This window comes from Flexivirga meconopsidis (assembly GCF_026162425.1).
Taxonomy (GTDB): domain Bacteria; phylum Actinomycetota; class Actinomycetes; order Actinomycetales; family Dermatophilaceae; genus Flexivirga; species Flexivirga meconopsidis.
The window spans coordinates 474,923-497,886 of record NZ_JAOBQJ010000005.1 but is presented as its reverse complement, the minus strand read 5'-3'; the positions used below and the strand labels follow the sequence as shown (position 1 = coordinate 497,886).

Annotated in this window: 19 protein-coding genes; 7 read left to right on the top strand and 12 right to left on the bottom strand. The window is 68.4% G+C overall.

Annotation, left to right across the window (positions count from 1 at the left end; genetic code table 11):
• Positions 1-77 precede the first annotated feature (77 nt).
• Complete coding sequence (pruA, locus tag N2M23_RS18850; protein ID WP_265447662.1) at positions 78-1,706, top strand: L-glutamate gamma-semialdehyde dehydrogenase; 1,629 nt, start codon at positions 78-80, stop codon at positions 1,704-1,706.
• A gap of 63 nt (positions 1,707-1,769) precedes the next feature.
• On the opposite strand, the gene N2M23_RS18845 is transcribed toward pruA, so the two are convergent.
• Positions 1,770-2,258, bottom strand: a complete 489-nt coding sequence (locus tag N2M23_RS18845) for a DUF2505 domain-containing protein (protein ID WP_265447661.1) — start codon at positions 2,256-2,258, stop codon at positions 1,770-1,772.
• Between the two features lie 19 nt (positions 2,259-2,277).
• The gene (locus N2M23_RS18840) at positions 2,278-2,847 is read right to left on the bottom strand and encodes a hypothetical protein (protein ID WP_265447659.1); all 570 of its coding nucleotides are present in this window, start codon (positions 2,845-2,847) and stop codon (positions 2,278-2,280) included.
• 157 nt (positions 2,848-3,004) lie between these two features.
• Here N2M23_RS18840 and N2M23_RS18835 point away from each other — a divergent pair, with 157 nt between their 5' ends.
• Both N2M23_RS18835 and N2M23_RS18830 read left to right on the top strand, forming a co-directional pair.
• Positions 3,005-7,888, top strand: a complete 4,884-nt coding sequence (locus tag N2M23_RS18835) for an NAD-glutamate dehydrogenase (protein ID WP_265447657.1) — start codon at positions 3,005-3,007, stop codon at positions 7,886-7,888.
• A 35-nt stretch (positions 7,889-7,923) separates the two neighbouring features.
• Positions 7,924-9,411, top strand: a complete 1,488-nt coding sequence (locus tag N2M23_RS18830) for a sensor histidine kinase (protein WP_265447656.1) — start codon at positions 7,924-7,926, stop codon at positions 9,409-9,411.
• A gap of 24 nt (positions 9,412-9,435) precedes the next feature.
• Here N2M23_RS18830 and N2M23_RS18825 read toward each other — a convergent pair whose 3' ends face one another.
• Positions 9,436-9,684, bottom strand: coding sequence for a WhiB family transcriptional regulator (locus N2M23_RS18825; protein ID WP_123270792.1), 249 nt, complete (start codon positions 9,682-9,684; stop codon positions 9,436-9,438).
• Between the two features lie 334 nt (positions 9,685-10,018).
• Between N2M23_RS18825 and N2M23_RS18820 the strand changes: the two genes are divergently transcribed.
• The gene (locus tag N2M23_RS18820; RefSeq protein WP_265447653.1) at positions 10,019-10,417 is read left to right on the top strand and encodes a hypothetical protein; all 399 of its coding nucleotides are present in this window, start codon (positions 10,019-10,021) and stop codon (positions 10,415-10,417) included.
• Positions 10,418-10,456: 39 nt separating this feature from the next.
• Here N2M23_RS18820 and N2M23_RS18815 read toward each other — a convergent pair whose 3' ends face one another.
• Together N2M23_RS18815 and N2M23_RS18810 are read right to left on the bottom strand one after the other, a co-directional pair.
• On the bottom strand, positions 10,457-11,131 hold the full coding sequence (locus tag N2M23_RS18815) for a response regulator (RefSeq protein WP_265447651.1): 675 nt from the start codon (positions 11,129-11,131) through the stop codon (positions 10,457-10,459).
• On the bottom strand, positions 11,128-12,744 hold the full coding sequence (locus N2M23_RS18810) for a sensor histidine kinase (RefSeq protein WP_265447649.1): 1,617 nt from the start codon (positions 12,742-12,744) through the stop codon (positions 11,128-11,130). Before N2M23_RS18810 ends, N2M23_RS18815 begins: the two co-directional genes overlap by 4 nt.
• Before the next feature lie 95 nt (positions 12,745-12,839).
• Between N2M23_RS18810 and N2M23_RS18805 the strand changes: the two genes are divergently transcribed.
• On the top strand, positions 12,840-14,207 hold the full coding sequence (locus tag N2M23_RS18805) for a cation:dicarboxylate symporter family transporter (RefSeq protein ID WP_265447648.1): 1,368 nt from the start codon (positions 12,840-12,842) through the stop codon (positions 14,205-14,207).
• Positions 14,208-14,244: 37 nt separating this feature from the next.
• On the opposite strand, the gene N2M23_RS18800 is transcribed toward N2M23_RS18805, so the two are convergent.
• The 6 genes from N2M23_RS18800 to N2M23_RS18775 form a co-directional block, all read right to left on the bottom strand.
• Positions 14,245-14,979, bottom strand: coding sequence for a hypothetical protein (locus tag N2M23_RS18800; protein WP_265447647.1), 735 nt, complete (start codon positions 14,977-14,979; stop codon positions 14,245-14,247).
• Positions 14,976-15,803, bottom strand: a complete 828-nt coding sequence (locus N2M23_RS18795) for a hypothetical protein (RefSeq protein WP_265447646.1) — start codon at positions 15,801-15,803, stop codon at positions 14,976-14,978. The genes N2M23_RS18800 and N2M23_RS18795 overlap by 4 nt, the downstream gene beginning before the upstream one ends.
• A 7-nt stretch (positions 15,804-15,810) precedes the next feature.
• The gene (locus tag N2M23_RS18790; RefSeq protein ID WP_265447645.1) at positions 15,811-16,557 is read right to left on the bottom strand and encodes a hypothetical protein; all 747 of its coding nucleotides are present in this window, start codon (positions 16,555-16,557) and stop codon (positions 15,811-15,813) included.
• 90 nt (positions 16,558-16,647) lie between these two features.
• Positions 16,648-16,893: a biotin/lipoyl-containing protein gene (locus N2M23_RS18785; RefSeq protein WP_265447644.1), complete on the bottom strand. Its 246-nt coding sequence runs from the start codon at positions 16,891-16,893 to the stop codon at positions 16,648-16,650.
• Between the two features lie 181 nt (positions 16,894-17,074).
• Positions 17,075-18,628: an MFS transporter gene (locus N2M23_RS18780; protein ID WP_265447643.1), complete on the bottom strand. Its 1,554-nt coding sequence runs from the start codon at positions 18,626-18,628 to the stop codon at positions 17,075-17,077.
• 208 nt (positions 18,629-18,836) lie between these two features.
• On the bottom strand, positions 18,837-19,457 hold the full coding sequence (locus N2M23_RS18775) for a TetR/AcrR family transcriptional regulator (RefSeq protein ID WP_265447642.1): 621 nt from the start codon (positions 19,455-19,457) through the stop codon (positions 18,837-18,839).
• 198 nt (positions 19,458-19,655) lie between these two features.
• On the opposite strand from N2M23_RS18775, the gene N2M23_RS18770 reads away from it, so the two are divergent.
• Together N2M23_RS18770 and N2M23_RS18765 are read left to right on the top strand one after the other, a co-directional pair.
• Positions 19,656-21,053, top strand: coding sequence for an FAD-binding oxidoreductase (locus tag N2M23_RS18770; protein WP_265447640.1), 1,398 nt, complete (start codon positions 19,656-19,658; stop codon positions 21,051-21,053).
• Positions 21,050-22,330 (top strand): SAM-dependent methyltransferase, encoded by a 1,281-nt coding sequence (locus N2M23_RS18765; protein ID WP_265447639.1) that lies wholly within the window; start codon positions 21,050-21,052, stop codon positions 22,328-22,330. Before N2M23_RS18770 ends, N2M23_RS18765 begins: the two co-directional genes overlap by 4 nt.
• Here N2M23_RS18765 and N2M23_RS18760 read toward each other — a convergent pair.
• Complete coding sequence (locus N2M23_RS18760; protein ID WP_265447637.1) at positions 22,300-22,776, bottom strand: hypothetical protein; 477 nt, start codon at positions 22,774-22,776, stop codon at positions 22,300-22,302. The genes N2M23_RS18765 and N2M23_RS18760 overlap by 31 nt on opposite strands.
• Positions 22,777-22,964 lie beyond the last annotated feature (188 nt).

Genomic DNA, 22,964 nt, shown 5'->3' with positions numbered 1-22,964 from the left:
TCCGTGCGGCCGCACGGTGCTGCGGGTGCGAGGATGGGATGACCGTTTTCGTCATACATCTTTAAGGAGCCGCATCGATGGACGCTGTGACCCAGGTCCCCGCACCGGTGAACGAACCCGTACTCGACTACGCGCCCGGCAGCGCCGAGCGTGCCGCGCTGGAGGTAGCGCTGGTCGAAATCGGTTCGGAACAGGTCGAATTGCCCCACACCATCGGTGGCAAGCGGGTCATGGGTGGTGGCCGCGCGATCGCCGTGCGGCAGCCGCACGCGCACAAGAAGGTGCTCGGCACCATGAAGAACGCGACGGTCGCCGACGCGCAGGCCGCGGTGGACGCGGCCAAGGCCGCGGCACCGGCCTGGCGGGCGCTGTCCTTCGACGACCGGGCAGCCGTGCTGCTCAAGGCGGCCGACCTGCTCGCCGGTCCCTGGCGCGCCCGGATGAACGCCGCGACGATGCTCGGCCAGAGCAAGACCGCCACCCAGGCCGAGATCGACAGCGCCTGCGAGCTGATCGACTTCTGGCGTTACAACGTGCACTTCGCGCGCCAGATCATGGCCGAGCAGCCGATGGCCAATTCGCGCGGCGTCTGGAACCGCACCGACCACCGTCCGCTCGAGGGCTTCGTCTACGCGATCACCCCCTTCAACTTCACCGCGATCGCCGGCAACCTGCCGACCGCGCCCGCGCTCATGGGCAACACGGTCGTCTGGAAGCCGTCTCCGACCCAGACGCGCGCAGCACAGCTGACGATGGAGTTGCTCGAGGCGGCGGGCCTGCCGGACGGGGTCATCAACCTGGTGACCGGAGACGGCATCAACGTCTCCAAGGCTGCGCTCACCGACCCGGACCTGGCCGGCATCCACTTCACCGGGTCCACCCCGACCTTCCAAAACCTTTGGCAGACCGTGGGTTCCAACCTCACCAAGTACCGCACCTACCCGCGCTTGGTCGGCGAGACCGGCGGCAAGGACTTCATCCTCGCTCACCCGTCGGCCGACCAGGACGTGCTGCGCACGGCGATGATTCGCGGTGCCTTCGAGTTCCAGGGGCAGAAGTGCTCGGCGGCGTCGCGGGCCTACGTGCCGGCGAGCGTATGGCGCAAGATCAAGTCCGACCTGGTCGGCATCACCGACTCGATCGCGATGGGCGACGTCACCGACTTGTCCAACTTCATGGGCGCGGTCATTGACGCGCGCGCGTTCGCCAAGCACAAGGATGCGCTCGACATGGCGCACGCGCACAAGGACATCAAGGTCCTCGCCGGTGGCACGTATGACGACAGCGTCGGCTACTTCGTCCGCCCGACCATCCTCGAGGTCAGCGACCCGGACAACGCGGTGTTCTCGACCGAATACTTCGGCCCGATCCTCGCCGTGCACGTCTTCCCCGACCGGCAGTACGACAAGGTCCTGGACCAGATGGAGTCGGTCGCTCCGTACGGCCTGACCGGCTCGATCATCGCCCAGGACCGCGAGGCGATCGCCGACGCGCAGGAGCGGCTGCGGTTCGCCGCCGGCAACTTCTACATCAACGACAAGCCGACCGGCGCCGTCGTCGGTCAGCAGCCGTTCGGCGGTGGACGCGCCTCGGGAACCAACGACAAGGCCGGCTCGGCGGCGAACCTGATGCGCTGGACCAGCCCGCGCTCGATCAAGGAGACGTTCGTCCCGCCGACCGAGTACACCTACCCGCACATGCAGTAACCGGGCGTATGACGAAGGCCCCGCAGCGCACGCGCGCTGCGGGGCCTTTTACGGCTGCGCCGATCAGGCCAGGTACTTCGCACCGGTCTCGGCCTCGATCCGGACGCCGTTCGAAATCGCAGGTGCCGCAGCGGATTCCACCCGTCCACCGACAAGCGGGATGCGGGCCTTGAGGTCGCCGACCAGGTGCAGGCCGGTGGTCTCACCGGCCGGGGTCATGGTGATCTTGCCGACGAAGTTGACCGGCAGACCACCGAGCGAGACGTCCAGGTCAGCCGTGCGCGCGCCGTCGCCGGCGGGTTTGCCCCAGAGCTGAATCTCGATGATCTTCAACGATTTTCCCACGAGCTTGGCGACGTTGTCGGGCAGGCCAGCAGTCGACATCTCGCGGTGCGTCTCGATGACCTCGATCGGCGGTTCGGTGCGCACGTCGACCTTGCTGGAGAGCGCGCCGGTCGCCTCGCACTTGGCCTGCTGAAACTTCGGGTCGAGCAGCATGGCGAACACTGTGTCGGCCGGAGCGTCATAGCTCCAGGTCTCCTCGATCTTCACTGGCGTCCCTCCGTCTCGGTCATAACCGCAGAGTAGCCGCGGCCGCCACTCGCGCCGCATGCTCGGCCCGCACCACCCGGGCCAGCACCTGATCGGCTCCACCGGAGGTGCCGCCGGCAAGGCGTCCCATCTCCACCCGCAGCGTCTCGGCGAGCGAGCTGAGCGCACCGGCGAGTTCGGCGAGCGCGCTGGCGATCTGGCGGCCGTGCTGGCCCGCCGGGTCGTCCCCGTCCCGGGCGCCGGCCACTCGCCGGATGGTCGATGCGATGCCGCGCAGCTCGGTGGAGGCAACCTCGATGCTCGCCGGATCTGCCGGGATCACACCGGATTTCACCTGTTCGGCCAACCGCCTGCTTGCCCGCGTCGGGTTGTCGGAGGCCGTGTCGCCGTCCAGCGTCAGCCTTCCGCCGTGCCCACGGCAGGGGCGTATGTCGGCCAGCTCGTCATGCCAGCGCAGGAGCTCCTCGGCGGCCCGCTCCACGGCCTCGGCCAGTGCGTCGGCGGTCTCGAATTCGGCCGGATCGGCCTGCACCCCGAGCAATCTGGGGACCAGCAACGCCACACTGCGCGTGCTGTCGCTGGTCTGCATTCGAGGGAGGATAGTGGCCCGGGCAATGCGGACGCATCACGGCGCCCACAGCCGCCGGACCTGCCGCCCGATGCAGCGGCCCCGGGTCTAGTCTTGGTGGCAGGGGCCACAACGACGTCGCCCCTGATCGAGTCACGACGAGGGCCGAAGACGATCTATGTCCGTGGACACACCTTCCCGCACATCCATCCTGCGCGACTGCGCACGCGACAACCACGGGGAGCCGCCGGCACCCTGGCTGCTGGAGCGTTACTACCGGCACGTCGCCGATGAGGACATCGCGGCCTTCGGGCCGCAGCGCCTCGCCGGCGTCCTGCGCTCCCACAAGGAGCTCGCCCGGCACCGCGCACCCGGGACCGCCAACGTGCAGTTGCTGCACCCCAGCGCCGACGCCGAGGGCTGGTCCTGCCCCTACACAGTGCTGCAGATCGTCACCGACGACATGCCGTTCCTGGTCGACTCGGTGATCGCCGAGCTCGCCCACCGCGACCGCAACGTGCACGCGCTGATCCACCCGCAGATGTTCGTCCAGCGGGACGCGGCCGGCAACCTCACCACGATCTACGACACCGACGAGCTGCCGCCCGCGACGGACGGGGGACTGGCCCCGATCGCCGAGTCCTGGATGCACTTCGAGATCGACCTCGCCGCTAAGGACGCCGACGACGCCGAGTTGCTGGACGCCGTACGCCGGGTGCTCGCCGACGTCCGCGTTGCGGTCGACGACTGGCACCGCATGCAGGCCGAGTGCGAGCAGGTCATCGCCGACCTCGACGCACGCCGTCCGTCGACCGTGCCCGCGTGGGCGGTCGAGAACACCCAGGGCTTCCTGCGCTGGCTGGCCGACAACCACTTCACCTTCCTCGGCTACCGCGAGTACGAGCTCGACACCGTCGACGGCGAGGATGTGCTGCGCATCAAGCCAGGCTCCGGCCTCGGCATCCTGCGTTACGACAAGCCGGCGTCGCAGTCGTTCAGCCGGCTGACCCCGAACGCTCGCAAGACCGCCCGCGAGCCGCAGTTGCTGACCATCACCAAGGCCAACTCGCGCTCGACCGTGCACCGGTCGACCTACCTGGACTACATCGGCATCCGCACCTTCGACGACGAAGGCAACGTCACGGGGGAGAAGCGCTTCCTCGGGCTGTTCACCTCCAGCGCGTACACCGAGTCGGTGCGCCGGGTGCCGGTCGTGCGCGAACGCGTCGCCAAGGTGATCGCCCGCACCGGGTTCTCGCCGGACAGTCACTCCGGCAAGGACCTGCTTGAGGTGCTGGAGAATTACCCGCGCGACGAGTTGTTCCAGACCTCCAGCGAGCAGCTCTACAAGATCTCGACCCAGGTGCTGCGGCTGCAGGAACGCCGCCAGGCCCAGCTGTTCCGCAGGGTCGACGAGTTCGGCCGGTTCGTCTCGGTGCTGGTCTACTTGCCCCGTGACCGTTACAACACGGGTGTGCGGTTGCGCATCGAGCAACTGCTGCGCGAGGCGTATGACGCTGAGAGCGTCGACTACACCACCCGCATCGCCGACTCGGCGCTGGCGCTGATCCATTTCGTGGTGCGGCTGCGGCCCGGCGCCGAGGTGCCGCAGGTCGACGATGAGGAGCTGCAGACCAAGCTGCTGGAGAGCAGTCGCACGTGGGGCGAACGCCTCGGTGCGGTCTCGGCGGAGGAGGACGGCGAGGACGCCTCCGCACGGGTGATGAGCCTCTACGCCCGGGCCTTCCCCGAGGCCTACAAGGAGGACTTCAGCCCGCGCCAGGGTGTTGCCGACCTGCGCCGCATCGAGGCGTTGGAGTCCGACGAGCACACCCTCTTCACGCTCTACCGCGACCCCGAGTCGACCGACCCGCGCGAGCGCCGGTTCAAGCTGTTCCGCCGTGACCGGGTGATTCTGACCGACGTGCTGCCGGTCTTCACCGACCTCGGGGTGCAGGTCACCGACGAACGCCCCTACTCGATGCGGCGGGCCGACGGGGTCGTCGTGCACGTCTACGACTTCGGCCTGCGCGCCGACGACGCCGCCAGGTGGGGCACCGACGATGCCGCGCTCGGGGCGGTGCGGGACCGCTTCCAGGAGGCATTCCGCGCGGTCTGGGAGGGCGACGCCGAGAGCGACGGGCTGGGTGCCCTGGTGCTGCGCGCCGGTCTCACCTCGCGTCAGGTCGCGGTGCTGCGGGCGATCAGCAAGTACCTGCGGCAGATCGGCTTCACGTTCAGCCAGAACTACATCGAGCAGGCGCTGCGCGGCAACGTGGACCTGGCGCGGTCGCTCGTCGACCTCTTCGAGGCGCGCTTCGACCCGGCGCGCTTCGATGCCGGTGTGGGTCAGGACACCGACCGTGACGCCGCAGAGGCCGCGATCGTGCAGCGCATCGAGACCGCGCTGGACGACGTCAGCAGCCTCGACCACGACCGCATCATCCGCACGATGATGGGCGTCATCCGGGCGACCTTGCGCACCAACGTCTTCCAGCGTGACGAGCAGGGCGACCCCAGCCCGGTGATGAGCTTCAAGCTGGACTGCCGCCGCGTGCCCGGGCTGCCCGATCCCCGGCCGATGTTCGAGATCTGGGTCTATGGCCCGCGCGTCGAGGGTGTGCACCTGCGCTTCGGCAAGGTGGCCCGTGGCGGTCTGCGGTGGAGTGACCGTCCGGAGGACTTCCGCACCGAGATCCTCGGCCTGGTGAAGGCCCAGATGGTCAAGAACGCCGTCATCGTGCCGACCGGGTCCAAGGGCGGGTTCGTGGCCAAGAGGCTGCCCGACCCGGCCGACCGGGAAGCCTGGATGGCCGAGGGCGTCGCGTCATACAAGCTGTTCATCTCGGGGCTGCTGGATGTCACCGACAACCTGGTCTCCGGGCAGGTGGTGCCGCCCAAGGACGTCGTGCGGCACGACGCCGACGACACCTACCTGGTGGTCGCGGCCGACAAGGGCACCGCGACCTTCAGCGACATCGCCAACGGGGTCGCGCAGAGCTACGGCTTCTGGCTGGACGACGCGTTCGCCTCCGGCGGCTCGGCCGGCTACGACCACAAGGCCATGGGCATCACCGCCCGCGGCGCATGGGAGTCGGTCAAGCGGCACTTCCGCGAGATGGGCGTCGACACCCAGAGCCAGGAGTTCACCGTCGTCGGCGTCGGCGACATGAGCGGCGACGTCTTCGGCAACGGCATGCTGCTGTCCGAACACATCCGGCTGGTCGCCGCCTTCGACCACCGGCACATCTTCCTCGACCCGGACCCGGTCGCGGCCACCTCGTATGCCGAGCGCCGCCGGCTGTTCGACCTGCCGCGGTCGTCGTGGGCCGACTACGACACGTCGCTGATCTCGCCGGGTGGCGGGGTCTACCCGCGCACCGCGAAGTCGATCCCGATCACCCCGCAGGTGCGCGAAGCCCTCGGTCTGGCGGCCGGCACGACGGCGATGACTCCGACCGAGCTGATCCACGCGATCCTGCTCGCGCCGGTCGACCTGTTCTGGAACGGCGGCATCGGCACCTACGTCAAGTCCGCGGTCGAGGCCAACGCCGACATCGGTGACCGTGCCAACGACCAGATCCGAGTCGACGGAAAACAGTTGCGGGTCAAGGTGATCGGCGAGGGCGGCAACCTCGGCGCGAGCCAGCTCGGCCGGATCGAGGCCGCACAGCACGGCGTGCGGGTCAACACCGACGCGATCGACAACTCCGCGGGCGTGGACACCTCCGACCACGAGGTCAACATCAAGATCCTGGCCACCGATCTGATGCGTCAGGGCCACTTCGACCTCGACGAGCGCAACGAGTTGCTGCACTCGATGACCGATGAGATCGCGCTGCAGGTGCTGCGGGACAACTATGAGCAGAACACCCTGCTCGGCAACGCGCGGGCGCAGACCCACGCGATGCTCCCGGTCCACCAGCGACTGATCCACTGGCTGGAGGAACGCGGCGAGCTTGACCGCGAGCTGGAATTCCTGCCGAGCGACTCGGAGATCGCGGCTCGTTCGGCGGCCGGGACCGGGCTCACATCACCGGAGTTCTCGGTGCTGGTCGCCTACGCGAAGCTGGCGCTGAAGGCCGACCTCAGCCACTCCGGGCTCACCGACGACCCGTGGTTCGGCGGGACGCTCACGTCATACTTCCCGGCGCCGATCCGGCAGCAGTACGCCGACGAACTCACCGAGCACCCGCTGCGCAAGGAGATCGTGGTCAACTCGGTGGTCAACTCGATGATCAACCGGGGCGGCATCACCTTCGGCTACCGGCTCGCGGAGGAGACCGGCGCTTCACCGGAGCAGGCCGCCCGGGCGTATGTCGTGGCCCGCGAAGCCTTCGACATGGCCGGCTTCGTGGCCGCGGTCGAGGCGTTGGACAACAAGGTGCCGACCGACGCGCAGACGCCCCTCTACCTGGAGTTCCGCCGGCTGATCGACCGGGCGACCAGGTGGCTGGTGCACAGCCGGCCGGCGCACCTGGACGTCGGCGCGGAGATCGAGCGCTTCGGTCCGGTGATTGCGCAGCTGACCCCGAAGCTGCCCGACCTGCTGCAGGGCGGTGAGCGCGAGCGCTGGGCCGGCAACCGGGACGAGCTGGTTGCCGACGGCGTGCCCGAGGAGCTGGCCGGGCGGGCGGCTGCGCTGCTGGACGCCTACTCGCTGCTGGACATCACCGAGCAGGCGATCAGCACCGGCACACCGGTCGCCGACGTCGCAGAGGTCTACTTCAAGCTGTCCGAGCGGCTCGGCATCGACCGCATCCTGCACGCGGTCTCCCAGTTGCCCCGGGACGACCGCTGGGACTCGCTGGCGCGCGGAGCGGTCCGCGACGACCTCTACTCGGTGCTCGATGCGTTCACCGCGGCGGTCATCGCCGACACCCCCGACAGCGACACCGCCGACGAGCGGCTCGACGACTGGGCAACTGCCAACGCCGACTCGATCAACCGCGCCCAGCAGGCGCTGGTGGGTGTCGCGGATCTCGACGAGCCGGGGCTCGCCCCGCTGTCGGTCGCGCTGCGCACGCTGCGCTCGGTGGTGCGGTCCGGGTCGGCCCGGTAGGGGGCCGGCGCCGAGCGGCAGATAGGTTCTCGGCAATGCCGTCGATGAATGATGTGCTGGGCGAGCACACCGACCTGCCGCAGTCGGCGCGGGAGTGGCTGCACCTGCTGGTCGGCGACTGGCAGCTGTTGTCCGACCTGTCGTTCGCCGATCTGGTGCTCTGGGTGCCGGCCCGCGACGGCAACTGGGTCGCCGCGGCGCACGTGCGCCCGACCACCGGCGTGGGCGTGTTCGTGGAGGACCTGGTCGGCAGCACGATCGACCACACCCGGGTGCGCCCGGTTGCCGAGGCGTATGCCGAGCGGCGCATCGTGCGTTCCCAATCGACGATGTGGCGCGACGACCTGCCGGTGCGCGAGGAGTCGATCCCGGTGCTGCAGCGGGGCGTGCCGGTTGCGGTGCTGACGCGGCATACCAACCTCGCGTCGATGCGCACCCCGAGCCGGCTCGAGGTCACCTATCTGGCGACCGCGGACGCGCTCGCCCGGATGATCGCGACCGGCGCGTTCCCGGACCCGGCGTCGGCGCCGGCCGGCCGGCGCGGGGCACCGCGGGTCGGCGACGGCGTGCTGCGGTTGGACGCCGAGGGCAACGTGACCTACGCCAGTCCCAACGCGGTGTCGGCCATCCACCGCCTCGGGTATGACGGGGAGTTGATCGGTGTCCGGCTCGCGTCGGTGCTGGGTGACGTGCTGCCCGAGCGCGGGCCGGTCGACGAGGAGCTGATGATGGTGCTCACCGGCCGCGTGCCGTGGCGCACCGAGATGGAGTCACGCAGCGCGTCGGTGAGTGCGCGATCGATCCCGTTGTCGGAGAACGGTCGTCGGATCGGTGCCGTGCTGTTGGTGCGGGACGTCAGTGAGCTTCGCCGCCGGGAGCGCGAATTGCTCAGCAAGGACGCCACCATCCGGGAGATCCACCACCGGGTGAAGAACAACCTGCAGACCGTGGCCGCGGTGCTGCGGCTGCAGGCGCGACGGCTCGACGACCCGGAGGCTCGGGCCGCGCTCGACGGTGCGGTGCGGCGGGTGGCCACGATCGCGACCGTGCACGAGACGCTCAGCGGGGGACTGGACGAGACGACGCCGTTCGACGAGATCGCCAGCGGGGCGCTGCGGTCGGCGGTGGAGATCAGCAACCGGTCGCAGGAGCGGGTGCACGCCGAACTCACCGGAGAGTTCGGTCTGCTGCACTCCGACGACGCGACGCCGATCGCAATGATCATCGCCGAGCTGGTGCAGAACGCGATCGAGCACGGCTTCGCCACTCACGGCGGACGGGTGGTGCTCGATGCGGCACGCAGTGTGGACCAGACCGGTCAGGAGCTGCTGACGGTGACCGTCACCGACGACGGGGCAGGATTGCCGGAGGACTTCAGCCCGGCGACCTCCGGGCTCGGCATCCAGATCGTGCGGTCGTTCGTGCAGGACCTGCGCGGCGAAATCACCTGGCGCGCAGAGCAGCCGCGCGGAACGCGGGTGCGTTTCGTCGCGCGGCTGCGGGGAGATATGGGTAGTGGGTGAACGCTTCGCAGGTGCTGTCCAGTGTTATCCAGCGCGGCGGGCCCGGGCGTTGCGGCGCTTGAGTGCGCGCCGTTCGTCCTCGGACAGGCCGCCCCAGACGCCGGCGTCCTGGCCGGACTCCAAAGCCCACTTGAGGCAGGTGTCGATGACCTCGCAACGCCGGCAGACCTGCTTGGCGTCCTCGATCTGCTGCAGGGCGGGCCCGGTGTTGCCGATCGGGAAGAACAGCTCCGGGTCCTCGTCCAAGCACGCAGCGCGGTCGCGCCAATCCATGTGGTTCTGCTCCTTGCATCAGCCGCATGCGCACAAAGGCACGGAGCGGCATCGGTCCGTAGGGGGTGGTGTGGTGGCCTTGACGGCAAGTGCCACTTGCATCATGTCGAATCAACGCGGGCACGTCACACGCTGTTCCCAACTTTCACAGATTCCAACAACTCTCCACAAGGGCTTTGGCTCAGAAATTCGCCCTCGAAGGTGAGGTATCGATCACATTGGGTTTACCAAAAGTTGACCGGCGCGACACGCACCGGGCGATGACGGCTCACCTGCCCAGGTATGGCGACCACCGGCTGCGCGTCGCGGTGGGTCTACGCATACGGTGCTGGACGTGACCGCGAACTCCCGTCGGACGATGTCTTTCTGGCGCCTTGCCGCCACCCTGATGGCGGTGCAGACCGCGGTGCTGGTGATCCTGGCCGTGGCGCTGATCGTCGCCACGCTCACCGGCAACAGCAGCGACACTGCCCGCGCCCTCACCGAGGCCGGCACGGTGCTGGCGCTCGCGGTGTGCGGCGGCCTGCTCGCGTTCGGCTTCTGGCGTGAGCGCAGCATCGCCCGCACCCCGTCGTTGTTGTGGAACGGTCTGGCCGCGATCACCGGTCTGACGCTCGCGACCTCCGGTGCGCCGGCGATCGGTGCGGCGGTCGGGTTGATTGCGGTGATCACCTTCGTGGTCACCCTCGGCGTGCCCCGTTACGAGCTCGAGGACGACGACTCCGAGAGTTGAGCGCGGCTGGGGGCGTGCACAAGTCGCGACGGTCGCGGGTTACGCCCGCCAGCGGTACTCGACCTCGGGCCGCCCGGCGCGGGTGGGCCGGGTGGCCCGGGTGGCCAGTTTCCGCCCGGCGAGGTGCTCGGCGTACCGGCGCGCGGTGACCCGGCTGACCGAGAGCGCAACGCCGAGTTCTGCTGCCGTCATACCGGACTCGGCCCCGCGCAAGATCGTGGTGACTCGATCCAGCAACTCGCGCGACAGCCCCTTCGGCAGGTCCTCGGCCGGTTCGTGGCGCAGCGCCCCGAGCATCCGGTCGACGTCGGCCTGGGTGTCGAGTTCGCCGGCGGTTGCCGCGGCATACTCCAGGTAGGCGGTCAGCCGGTCGCGCAGCCCGGCGAAGACGAACGGTTTGAGCACGTACTGCACCACCCCGAGCGACACCGCGGACCGCACCACCTCCAGCTCGCGGGCCGAGGTGACCGCGATGACGTCCGCGGTGTGCCCGGCCGCGCGCATCGCACGCACCACCTCCAGGCCGTGCCGGTCGGGCAGGTTCATGTCGAGCAGCACCAGGTCCACGTCCTCGCGCTGCAGCGCTCGCAGCGCGTCGGCGCTGGTCTGCACCGTGCCCGCCACCTCGAACCCGGCCACCCGCCGGACGTATGACGTGTGCGCCTGCGCTGCGATCGGGTCGTCCTCGACCACCAGCACCCGCAGCGTCCTCATCGCGGGCCCTCCGACACCGGCAGCCGCACCTCGAAGAGCGCTCCCGACTGCCCACGCCGCACCGCGTGGACCTCGATGCTGCCGTGCAGCCGCTGCACGGTCTGCGCGACCAGAGCCAGGCCGATGCCGCGCCCGTCGGCCGCTTTGGTCGAGAAGCCTGGGCGGAAGACCTCGTCGCGCTCGGCGTCGGTCACTCCCGGGCCGTTGTCGATGACGGTGATCACCAGGTCGGCGTCGTCCCGTTCGCCGGAGAGGCTGACCCGTCGCTCGCTCGGATTGTCGGTCACTGCGTCGAATGCGTTGTCGACCAGGTTGCCGACGATCGTGACCAGGTCGTGGCTGGTCGCCGCCGTCGACGGCCACTCGTCGCCGGTGTCTATGACGAGGTCGATGCCACGCTCGTGGGCCTCGGCGGTCTTGCCGACCAGTAACGCGGCGACCGCCGGCTCACCGGTCACCGCCTCGACGACGGTGTCGGTGAGCCGCTGGGCCTGCTGCAGCTGTCCCGTCGCGAACTCCACGGCCGCCTCCGGATGCCCCAGCTCGATCAGCGACACGATCGCGTGCAGCCGGTTGTTCGACTCGTGCGCCTGCGCGCGAAGGGCGGTCGCGAGGCTGCGTGCTGAGTCCAATTCGCCTGTCAATCCTTCGAGTTCGGTGCGGTCACGAAGCGTCACGACATACCCCAACACCTCACCGCGCCAGGTCGCTGCCGCCTTGTTCACCACCAGCACCGCGCCGTTCGCAACGTGCAGTTCGTCCTCGCGGGGCAGGTCATCGGCCAGCACCTGCGCGATCGACGCGGGTATGCCGAGGGTCTCGGCCGGCATGCTGGCGGCATCCGCCGGCAGACCGAGCAGGCGCGTCGCCTCGTCGTTGACCACCCGCAGCCGGCCTGCGGGGTCGGTGAGCAGCAGCCCTTCACGGACGGCGTGCAGCACGGCGTCGTGGTAGTCGGTCGCCTCCTGCAGCTGCCGTGCTCCGAGCCCGCGGGTGCGCCGGCGCACCCGGGCGGCGACCAGCACCGTGCCGACCCCGGTGAGCGCGGCAGCGAGCAGGCCGGCGAGCAGCAGTGCGGGTAATTGGTCGCGCACCCGCGCGCTGACCGCGGACTTGGCGACCCCGACCGCCACCAGCCCGACGACCTTGCCGTCCGCCCTCACGGGCACGACCGCGCGCCGCGACGGGCCGAGCGTGCCGGTGTAGTCCTCGATGACCTGGCCGCCGCGCGCGGCGTCCGCGATGTGCCCGACGAACTGTCTGCCGATCTGCGTCGGGTCCGGGTGGGTGTAGCGCCGGCCGCTCGGGCTCATCACCACCACGAAGTCGGTGCCCGTGCTGCGGCGCACCGCTTCGGCGAGCGGCTGCAGGGTGGCCGACGGGTCGGCCGCGGTGAGCGCCTGCTCCACCTGCGGGGTCGCGGCGACCGACTCGGCCACCGAAAGCACCTGGGCGGTCGCCTGCCGGTTGCTGGAGTTGCGCGCCTGCAGGTAGGCGGCTCCGATGCCCAGGCCCACGACGAGCAGCGCGATTGCGGCCTGCAGCGCGAAAGTCTGCGCCGCGAGGCTCCACCGGGCGGGGGAGCGCGGCCGGCGGACGGGCCTTACCGACATACCCGACCCGTGAACTCAATGAACACAAACGTGACCCGCATCACTTTCGCCTGCAATGTATGACGTGCCCCGATCCGTCCGACTTGGAGAGTCTCATGAGCACAGCCGCTCCGGCAGCCCAACCGGCGCAACGCCGCAAGGACCGCACCCACTATCTCTACCTGGCCGTCATCGCCGCGATGATCGCCGGCGCGGCGGTCGGCTTCATCTGGCCCGACTTCGGCGTCTCGCTGAAATGGCTCGGCACCGGTTTCGTCAGTCTGATCACGATGATGATCACGCCGATCATCTTCTGCACGATCGTGCTCGGCATCGGCTCGGTGCGCAAAGCCACCCAGGTCGGCAAGGTCGGCGGCCTCGCACTTGGCTACTTCGTGGCGATGTCGACGGTCGCGCTCGCGATCGGGCTCGTGGTCGGCAACATCATCCACCCCGGTGACGGGCTGCACCTGACGCAGGAGCTGCAGGCGACCGGGCAGAAGCAGGTCGACACCGAGGCCGGCTCGACGCAGGACTTCATCCTGGGGATCATCCCGAAGACTTTGGTGTCCTCCCTGACCGAGGGCAATGTCTTGCAGGCGTTGTTCATCGCACTGCTCGTCGGTTTCGCGCTGCAGAAGATGGGCAAGGCCGGCGAGCCGATCCTGACCGGCATCAAGCACATCGAACGCCTCGTCTTCCGGCTCATGGCGATGATCATGTATGTCGCGCCGGTGGGCGCCTTCGGCGCGATGGCGGCGGTGGTCGGCGCCACCGGATGGAAGGCGTTGCAAAGCCTCGCCGTGGTGATGATCGCCTTCTACATCACCTGCTTCCTCTTCGTCTTCGGCGTGCTCGGTGCCATCCTCTGGTTTGTCGCAAAAGTCAATGTTCTCAAGCTGTTTCGCTACCTCGGCCGCGAGTTTCTGCTGATCCTGTCGACGTCGTCGTCGGAGTCCGCGCTGCCCCGGCTGATCGCCAAGATGGAGCACCTGGGTGTCTCGCGCCCGGTCGTCGGCATCACCGTGCCGACCGGCTACTCGTTCAATCTGGATGGCACCGCGATCTATCTGACGATGTCGTCGCTGTTCATCGCCGACGCGCTCGACAAGCCGCTCAGCCTGGGGCAGCAGATCTCGCTGCTGGTCTTCATGATCATCGCCTCGAAGGGTGCCGCCGGGGTCACCGGCGCCGGCCTGGCAACTCTGGCCGGCGGTCTGCAGTCGCACCGGCCCGACCTGGTCGGCGGCGTCGGCTTCATCGTCGGCATCGACCGGATGATGAGCGAGGCGCGTGCGCTGACCAACTTCGCCGGCAACTCGATCGCTACCGTCCTGGTCGGCACCTGGGTCGGTGAGGTCAACCGGCCTCAGTTGGAGGCGGTGCTCGCCGGAGACCGGCCGTTCGACGAACAGCAACTGCTGGACGACGACCCGGTCGCCGCACCGCCCTCGGAGTCGAAGGAGGCGGCGCCAGTCGGCTGAGCCTCGGCTCCCGGCATACGGCCTGCTCGTCGCCCGCTCACATGCGGGCGGCGAGCAGCTGCATGATCAGCGGCATGACCTGGCCGTTGAGCACCGGGTCACTGTCGCCGATGCCTTCGCTGAGTTCGCTGAAGCCGTCGGTCTCGACCTGCAGCTGGGCGGCAACCTTGCCGTTGCCGATCACGACCGACCATTTGTTGATGTCCCGGCTGAGCCGCTGGGTCTTGAACGCGCCGTCCTTGAAGTAGACCCAGGAGTCGCTCGGCTTGCCGTCGGCCCCGGTGTAGATCGACTGGCTGCTGCGACGCTGCTGGTCGTATGCCCCGAGGATCGAGTCCTCCGACCCGACCGACGTGATTGTGGTGGTGATCGTGGATGCATCGGCCGCGTTGGGCAGTTTCACCGCGATCTGCACCTTGCTCGGCCCCTGCGGGTTGAGCGCGATCGTGAAGGCGTCCGGAAAGACGCCGATGAGTTCCTTGATGCTGTAGAGCCGCCCGGCGACCGGCCAGTTGCTCTGCTCGACGGTGTCGCCGGTCAGCGGGGGATCGAAGACCGGCAGGCTCGGGTCGAGCACCACCTTGCGGCCCTTGTCGTTGGCGATCACCACGCCTTGGGAGTAGTAGGGCTTGGGCGCCTCGGTCGAGAAGGACACCGGACCGCGCGCCGTGCTGCTGCTGCCACCGTCCGACACGACGGTCGCGCCCTTGCTGCACGCGGCGAGGCTGGTGACGGCGATTGCCGCCGCGGTCAGGCCGGCGAGTCGTCTCATGATGCTGCCTTCTGTGCGTTGAGTTTGGCCGCCAGCAGACGCACCAGGGCGGGCACGATCGTCTCGCGGTATTCCTTGCGGGAAGCCAGGTAGTCGTCCTTGAGGGTGGTGAAACCGATGCCGCTGAACCAGATTTCGCCGGTCACGTCCCCGCGCTGGAGGAGTGCCTTGGTGGTCGTGCCGTCGGTGTAGCTCGCCAGCACGCCCAGTGCCCGGTTGCGGTAGAAGGTGTAGAGGCCGGGACGGCTCTGCGCACGCGCGCGGTCGGCGGTGACGTCCTTGGTCCATTGTTCGCCGATCTTGGTCGGTAGCCCGAATCCGCGAATGTCCACGATTAGCTTGCTGCGGTCGTCGGCGCGCTCGCCGCTCATGGTCAAGGTGAGCGTGCAGGTGGTCGCGTTCTTGGTGGAGCCGCCGCCCGGCAGGTCACCGGTGTTGCAGTCCGCCGGGCTGATCGCGGTCAGCTGGGGCAGCACCTGCTGCAGCTCCGCGAGCGTGAAGACCTCCTGCGCGGACGGCCACGTCTGGTCCATCGGCTGCTTGCCGGACGGATCGATCTGGACGGTGAAACTGGCCGACGGGGTGATGGTCCGGGGCGTCGGCGCGATTGCGCTCGGCGGTGCGGGCGGTGGGGTGTATGGCGTGATCTTCGGCGCCCGGGTGCTGGTCGCGGGCGCCGCCGGTGCGGCTGCTGCCGGTTTGGCGGATGCCGTGCCGGGATGGCCGGCCGCGGCATACGCACTGAGGGCGGGTGCGGCGACCGCAACGATGCCTGCGACGGCGATGACCGGAAGTTTGCGCATTGATCCTCGTGGGTTGCTCATGGGGTGCTCACGCGTATTTGCGGGGGAGCCGGTCGGCCAGATCAGCGGCCAGGGTCGGGAAGATGCCGTTGCTCACCGCGGTGCGCCAGTCGGTCAGCGAGGTGAAACCGACGAACCGCAGGTTGATCCACGCCGCGATGTTGCCGTCGGACACCAGCACCGAGGCGTTGCCGTTGTCGAGGTAATAGGAGCCCTTCGCACCGAAGGCGCCCTGCTCGAAGAAGCGCTCGTCGGCCTTGCGGCCGGAGAAGTTGCTGTTGCGGGTGTTTTGCCAGTCGGTGGTCACCCGCTGGTCCGCGGCCACCGCCACCAGGCTCACCGTGATCGTGCTCGGGTAGCCGGCGCTCTCGCCGGGCAGGCTGAACTTCCAGGTGCACGAGGCGTTCTTGGCGGTGTTGCCGCTGGGACCGCTCGTGCCCTTGACGCAGGATTGCTTCTCGACCGCGCTCGCCTCCGGCACGGCTGCCTTGAGCTGCGCCTGCGTGAGCACCTCGGCCGCGTCCGGCCACTGGTCGGTCGGCACGTTGGGGTTGCCGGTGTCCTTTGCGAGGGTGAAGGACCAGGTGCCGTCGCCGGTGGTCTTGCGCTGGGGGCTGCCGGTCGGCGTGCTACCGGCGATCAGTCCCTGCTGCCCGGGGTCGGCCGACCAGGGGGGTGGCGTCGCATTGCCGCCGCCGCTGCTGCCACAGCCGGCCAACAGGCCCGCACCGAGTGCAATCGCCGCGGTCGCAGCGATGCCGCGTGCCCTTCGCATGAACGCTTCCCCTTCGTCGGCCTCGCAGTTGCAGGCCATTATGACCCGGCCGCGGTCCGACTCGTTCCATGCCGCCGCCGGCCGCCTGCGTCACTCGATGACGAGCAGCAGATCTCCGCCGGCCACCTGCGTCCCACTCGGTATGGCGAGCCGCGCGATCCGGCCGCTCACCGGCGCGGTGACGGCAGCCTCGAGCTTGGTGAGTTCGACGATCGCGACCGCGTCACCCTCGGCAACCTCGTCGCTCTCGGCGACAAGGAGCGTGACGACCCCGCCGAACCGTGCGACGACGTCGACGGCCTCGTCCCTGTGGCGGTCGGCCGGGAAAGCGCACACGATCCCCTCACCGTGTCGCCAGCCCGGGGGAAGTTGTCTCGCCACAGCGCTCACCGTACTCGGCGCGCCGCTCCCGTCATACCCATGCGGGAGAGGCCCACGAAATCGGGTTGATTTCGTGGGCCTCTCGATGCGGGCTGTGCCCTTTTTGATCGGTCGCGATCACGAGCGGCTGCCGGTCTCAGCCGACGTGCACCGCGGCTTCCTCGGTCGCCAGCTCGTCGTGCTTGATGCCGAGCAGCGCGACGACCAGCACGGTGCCGACGAGCAGCATGCCGGCGGCGAACCAGAACGCGTGGGTCGAGCCGAACGTCTGCGCCTGCAGCTGCGCCTGGTGCGTGGCGTCCGCGATCTGCTCCTTGGTCGGGGTCTGCCCGGCAGCGGTGGCCTTCGCCATCGCAGCCCGGCCGGCCTCGGCCAGTTCGTTGCCCTTCTGCGTGGCGTAGTGCGTGAAGGCCGTGGTCAGGGCGGCGATGCCGACAGCTCCTCCGATTTGCTGTGCGGTGTTCAGCGCCGAGGCGGCAGCACCCGAGTCGTTCTTGTCCACGCCCGCGGTCGCGGTGAGCGTGAGGGGGATGAACAGGAAGCCCATGCCGAAGCCCATCACGATGACCCACGGGAGCAGGTTGGTCGCGTAGCTGCTGGTCATCGACAGGTTGGTCAGGCCCCACATCGACACGGTGGTCAGCAGACCGCCGAAACCGGCGACCCAGCGCGGGTCGACCCGGCTGACCAGGTTGGACGCGATGCCCGCGGCGGCGACGATGCCGACGCTGAAGGGCAGGAATGCGAAGCCGGACTTGATCGGGGAGTAACCCAGCACCTGCTGGATGAACAGGCCGAGGAAGAAGAACATCGCGAACATGCCCGCGCCGATCAGCAGCATCGAGAAGAGCGAGACGGCACGGGTGCGGTCGGCCAGGATGCGCATCGGCAGCAGCGGGTGCTTCACCCGGTTCTCGATCATCACGAACAGCGCGAGTACGACGAGGCCACCGAGCAACGGGAAGAGCGTCTCGAAGTCACCCCACGACGCGCCCTGCTGACCTGCGTGCGACAGCCCGTAGACGATGCCGAACAGGCCGACGGTGCCTGCGACGGCGCCCCAGATGTCCAGGCTTCCGTCGTTGCCCTCGGACTCCACCAGCACCCGCGGCGCGATCGCGGCGACGACCAGACCGATCGGCACATTGATGAAGAACGTTGCGCGCCAGTCCCATTCGGTGAGGATGCCGCCGAGGATCAGACCGACGGCGGCGCCGGCACCGGACATGGCGGCGTACACGGCCATCGCGCGGTTGCGCTCCTTGCCGGCCGGGAAGGTGGTGTTGATCAGCGCGAGCGCCGCCGGCGAGGCGAGCGCGGCGCCGGCACCTTGCAAGCCGCGAGCGGCGAGCAGCATGGCTCCGTTGGCGGCGACGCCGCCGAGCAGTGAGGCGATGGCGAAGATCGCCACGCCGAGCACGAACATCCGACGGCGACCGAAGAGGTCACCGAGCCGGCCGCCGAGCAGCAGCAAGCTGCCGAAGGCGAGGGCGTATGCCGTCACCACCCACTGCACGCTCGACTGGCTGAAGTCGAGGTCGGTGAGGATGTGCGGAGTGGCGATGTTCACGATCGTGCCGTCGAGCACGATCATGAGCTGCGCCATGGCGATCACGACGAGTGCCACGGTGAGGTTTGTCTTCCTCGGTGTGACTTCCTCGTCGCGAGCCAAGTCGACTGATGTCGTCATTGGCGTTCCTTCCTGGTTATGAATCCGTTTTAAGCACAGGGGTATTCATCGGCTGACGCGTGGCGCGACAGTCGGTGGTCTGGTGGGTCTTGTATGGCGCCGCCGCGTCCTCGCGGTGGCACGTGATCAAGTAAGCCGCAGGATCAGGACGCTTTCGGTCCGCTGGTTATTCCCTGGCGGCGGTTGTCGTTGTCCTTGCTGTCCCTGCTCAGGAGACCGTGGCGCGACAGGCGGGCAGCATGACGTTGTCGATCACCTGGGTGACGAAGGACTTGTCCGGACAGTCGCCGGTGGTGAGCACCCGGTAGGTGACCGCCGCCGGCAGGATGGATGCCAGCAAGTCAAGGTCGGCGTCCGGGCCCACCTCGCCCCGCTCTTGGGCACGCTCGACCGCCTTGCGCAACTCGGCCATGCGTGGTTTGACGAACCGATCGGTGAAGACCGTTGTGAGCTCAGGGTCTCGGTGGATCGCCGAGGTGACCGCTCCGAAAACCTGGATCGAGCGATCGTTGTACTGCGGGTCCTCGCAGAAGTGGAACGTCAGGTCCCCGACCAGGCTGCCGGTGTCGGGCAGCTTCGGCTCGTGCCCGGCGGGCATCGACTGCGCCTTCAGATGCTCCAGCGCACCCACCACCAGGTCGGCCTTGGTGGGCCACTTGCGGTAGAGCGTCGCCTTGCTGGCTCGCACCTTTGTCGCGACGGCGTCGAAGGTGAGCCGGTCGTAGCCGACGTCGATCAGGGTGTCGATCACGCCGTCGAGGATCTCGGCCTCGCGCTCACCCTCGATGCGCGGCTTGCTGCCGGTCTCGGTGGTGGCGGGCGCATTCATGGCTGCTTCCCCTCTCGGTCTGAATAGAACGAAACTGTTTCGTTCTATTCACAAGCTAGACCTGTGCCTTCGATGGCGCAAGTCGGGTTCGTGTGATGTGCATCGCTCGGTCACGGCCTGGGCGTCTGCTGTGGGTGAGGGGAGAGTAGGTTGCTGGACGCACATCGGCCAGCGAAGCAAACGCATGCAGGAGGATCCGTGACGCGGGAGAACGGCGAGATCGTCGGGTGGGCGCGACACCGCGAGGCCGTGGACGATCTGCAGCGCCAACTCGCCGCGATGCCGGCAGGTGCGCCGGTGCGGCTGGCGAAGAAGACCTCGAACCTCTTTCGTCCGCGGGAAGCGAATGCCGTTGCGGGGCTTGACGTTTCGCGATTGCGTGGCGTCATCGAGGTCGACCCGGAGGCCGGCACGGCCGACGTGCAGGGGATGACCACTTACGAGGACCTCGTCGACGTCACGCTCCGCTACGGCTTCATGCCGTATGTCGTGCCGCAGCTGCGCACCATCACCCTCGGTGGCGCCGTCACCGGTCTCGGTGTCGAGTCGAGTTCGTTCCGCAACGGGTTGCCGCACGAGTCGGTGCTCGAACTCGACGTGCTGACCGGGGCCGGGCAGATCGTCACCGCAACGCCGGATGGCGAGAACTCCGAGCTGTTCCGCGCCTTCCCCAACTCCTACGGGTCGCTGGGCTACTCGGTCCGGTTGAAGATCAAGCTGGAGAAGGTCTCGCCATACGTCCATCTGAGGCATGTGCGGTTCGATGCCCTGCACGAACTCACCGAGCAGTTGCGCACGATCCTGGACCAGCGGGCGTACGACGGTGAGACTGTCGACTTCCTCGACGGCGTCGTCTTCTCGGCGGACGAAAGTTATTTGGTGCTGGGCAGTTTCGTCGACGAGGCGCCATACACCTCCGACTACTCGGGGCAGCAGATCTACTACCGGTCGATCCAGCAACGCACCGAGGACTACCTCACGATCCACGACTACATCTGGCGCTGGGACACCGACTGGTTCTGGTGCAGCAGGGCGTTCGGGGTGCAGAAGCCGGCCTTCCGCCGGGTCGTGCCGCGCAGTCTGCTGCGCAGCGACGTCTACAGCAAGATCATCCGGTGGGAGAACCGCCACGGCTACTTCGCGAGGCTCGACGCGGCGAAGGGTAAGCTGCCGCGCGAGCGAGTGGTGCAGGACGTCGAGGTGCCCGTCGCGCGCACCGAGGAGTTTCTCCGGTGGTTCCTCGACAATGTGCCCATCGAGCCGATCTGGTTGTGTCCGTTGGCCGTTCGCGACCGCGAGCACGGCGCCCAGCCCTGGCCGCTCTACCCACTGCAGCGCGACGAGCACTACGTCAACGTGGGATTCTGGTCGACGGTCGAGATCGCACCGGGGCGCGAGGACGGAGACGTCAATCGCGACATCGAGCGGGTCGTTCACGACCTCGGCGGACACAAGTCCCTCTACAGCGACGCCTACTACGACGAGCAGACCTTCTGGTCGCTCTACGGCGGCGATACCTATCAGCTGGTCAAGAAGCAGTACGACCCGGACGGCCGACTGCCCGACCTCTACTCCAAGGCGGTGAAACGGCGATGACACAACTGACCATCGGCGAGATCTCCGACCGCATTTTCGGCACCGACGTGCCGTTCGCGGTCACGGCATACGACGGCTCGACGGGTGGCAACCCCGGCGCGGCGGTCACGATCAACATCTCCAACGAGACCGCGCTGCGCTACCTGGTGACCGCTCCCGGCGAGCTGGGCCTGGCGCGGGCCTACATCACCGGTGACCTGATCGTCGAGGGCATCGACCCGGGTGACCCCTACGACTTCCTAGCGCTCTTCCTGGACGATTTCGGCCCGAAGCGGCCGGCGGCTCGCGAGCTTGTCGACGTCGCGAAATCGTTGGGCCTGCGCAGCTTTCGGGTGCCGCCGCTGCCTGCGCAGGAGGTGGCGCCGCAGTGGCGGCGGGCGGTCGAGGGCCTGCGGCATTCCCGTAAGCGGGACGCCGAGGCGATCCACCACCACTACGACGTGAGCAACGACTTCTACGAGCTGGTGCTCGGCCCGTCGATGGCCTACACCTGCGCGTGCTACCCGAGTGACACTGCGACGCTCGAGGAGGCGCAGGAGCACAAATTCGATCTGGTCTGCAGGAAGCTCGGGCTGCGGCCCGGCATGCGGCTGCTCGACGTCGGCTGCGGCTGGGGCGGGATGGTCAAGCACGCGGTCAAGCACTACGGCGTGACCGCGCTCGGCGTCACCCTGTCGGCCGAGCAGGCATCGTGGGCGCAGCAGCACCTCAAGGAGGAGGGACTGGACGACCGCGCGGAGGTGCGGTTCCTGGACTACCGCGACGTCACCGAGGGCGACTTCGACGCGGTCAGCTCGATCGGCCTCACCGAGCACATCGGGGTGAAGAACTACCCGAGCTACTTCAGCTTCCTCTACGGCAAGCTGAAGGAGGGCGGCCGGATGCTCAACCACAGCATCACCCGCCCGGACAACAAGGCCCCGGCGCTCACCCGCGGCGGCTTCATCAACCGGTATGTCTTCCCCGACGGGGAGATCACCGGCGTCGGCACGATCATCTCGGCGATGCAGGATGAGGGTTTCGAGATCCGGCACAGCGAGGACCTGCGCGAGCACTACGCCCGCACTACCCGCGCCTGGTGCAAGAACTTGTCGGCAAACTGGGACGAGTGCGTGCAGGACGCGGGCGAGCAGATCTCCCGCATCTGGGGTCTTTACCTCGCTGGTTCGTCGATCGGCTTCGAGCGCAACAACATTCAGCTGCACCAGGTGCTCGGTGAGAAGCTCACCCGCACCGGCGCGGGCGCTTACCCGTTGCGCCCCGACTTCGGCGTCTGAGGTCCGGCGGCCTGCTTCGCCGCGACCCGGCGACGCAGGCGCTCGGACGGCCAGACGTGCCACCACATCGACGCCAGCCCGAAGGGCAGCAGGATGAGGTATGCCGTGGCGGTGTGCGCGAGGAAGGCACCGATGAAATTGAGGATGATCGGTGCCTCGGTGATCGCGAAGCGCAGCATGATGCCGGCGACGTACGGCGAGGTGGAGGCACCGGCACCCGCGGCGCTGTCGAGCACCGGGCGGTAGCCGGCCATTTCCGCGGCCAGCCAGCCGAGCGCGACCAGCACGAGACCACCGATCACCCAGCCGGCGCCGGCCGCGCCGAGCCCGACCGTGATCGCGGCGACGACGCCGAGGATCACCGGTGCCGCGAGCAGCGCGTAGATCGTGGTGCGCAGCGACTGGGCGCTGGTCGGGGCCTCGCCCGGCGTGGGTAGGTGCGTCATACGGCACGAGGGTAGGCGGAATGTGTTCGCGTCGCGCGGCGTTGGACCGTATGCTCATCCAGCGCCTTGGCTTCACGGCAGGCGCGAGGCGGGGAACCTGCTCGCCTCAACAACTGAACAGTGGTGATGTACCTGCTGTCGTGTCGACGATGCGTTGGGCAGCCGAGGAACGAGGTTGGCTAACGAGG

Bases quoted from the DNA above. Each gene is read 5' to 3' on its own strand.
- pruA (WP_265447662.1), top strand. From the start codon at position 78: ATGGACGCTGTGACCCAGGTCCCCGCACCGGTGAACGAACCCGTACTC.
- N2M23_RS18840 (WP_265447659.1), bottom strand. From the start codon at position 2,847: ATGCAGACCAGCGACAGCACGCGCAGTGTGGCGTTGCTGGTCCCCAGA.
- N2M23_RS18835 (WP_265447657.1), top strand. From the start codon at position 3,005: ATGTCCGTGGACACACCTTCCCGCACATCCATCCTGCGCGACTGCGCA.
- N2M23_RS18830 (WP_265447656.1), top strand. From the start codon at position 7,924: ATGCCGTCGATGAATGATGTGCTGGGCGAGCACACCGACCTGCCGCAG.
- N2M23_RS18825 (WP_123270792.1), bottom strand. From the start codon at position 9,684: ATGGATTGGCGCGACCGCGCTGCGTGCTTGGACGAGGACCCGGAGCTG.
- N2M23_RS18815 (WP_265447651.1), bottom strand. From the start codon at position 11,131: ATGAGGACGCTGCGGGTGCTGGTGGTCGAGGACGACCCGATCGCAGCG.
- N2M23_RS18810 (WP_265447649.1), bottom strand. From the start codon at position 12,744: ATGTCGGTAAGGCCCGTCCGCCGGCCGCGCTCCCCCGCCCGGTGGAGC.
- N2M23_RS18805 (WP_265447648.1), top strand. From the start codon at position 12,840: ATGAGCACAGCCGCTCCGGCAGCCCAACCGGCGCAACGCCGCAAGGAC.
- N2M23_RS18800 (WP_265447647.1), bottom strand. From the start codon at position 14,979: ATGAGACGACTCGCCGGCCTGACCGCGGCGGCAATCGCCGTCACCAGC.
- N2M23_RS18795 (WP_265447646.1), bottom strand. From the start codon at position 15,803: ATGAGCAACCCACGAGGATCAATGCGCAAACTTCCGGTCATCGCCGTC.
- N2M23_RS18790 (WP_265447645.1), bottom strand. From the start codon at position 16,557: ATGCGAAGGGCACGCGGCATCGCTGCGACCGCGGCGATTGCACTCGGT.
- N2M23_RS18780 (WP_265447643.1), bottom strand. From the start codon at position 18,628: ATGACGACATCAGTCGACTTGGCTCGCGACGAGGAAGTCACACCGAGG.
- N2M23_RS18775 (WP_265447642.1), bottom strand. From the start codon at position 19,457: ATGAATGCGCCCGCCACCACCGAGACCGGCAGCAAGCCGCGCATCGAG.
- N2M23_RS18765 (WP_265447639.1), top strand. From the start codon at position 21,050: ATGACACAACTGACCATCGGCGAGATCTCCGACCGCATTTTCGGCACC.
- N2M23_RS18760 (WP_265447637.1), bottom strand. From the start codon at position 22,776: ATGACGCACCTACCCACGCCGGGCGAGGCCCCGACCAGCGCCCAGTCG.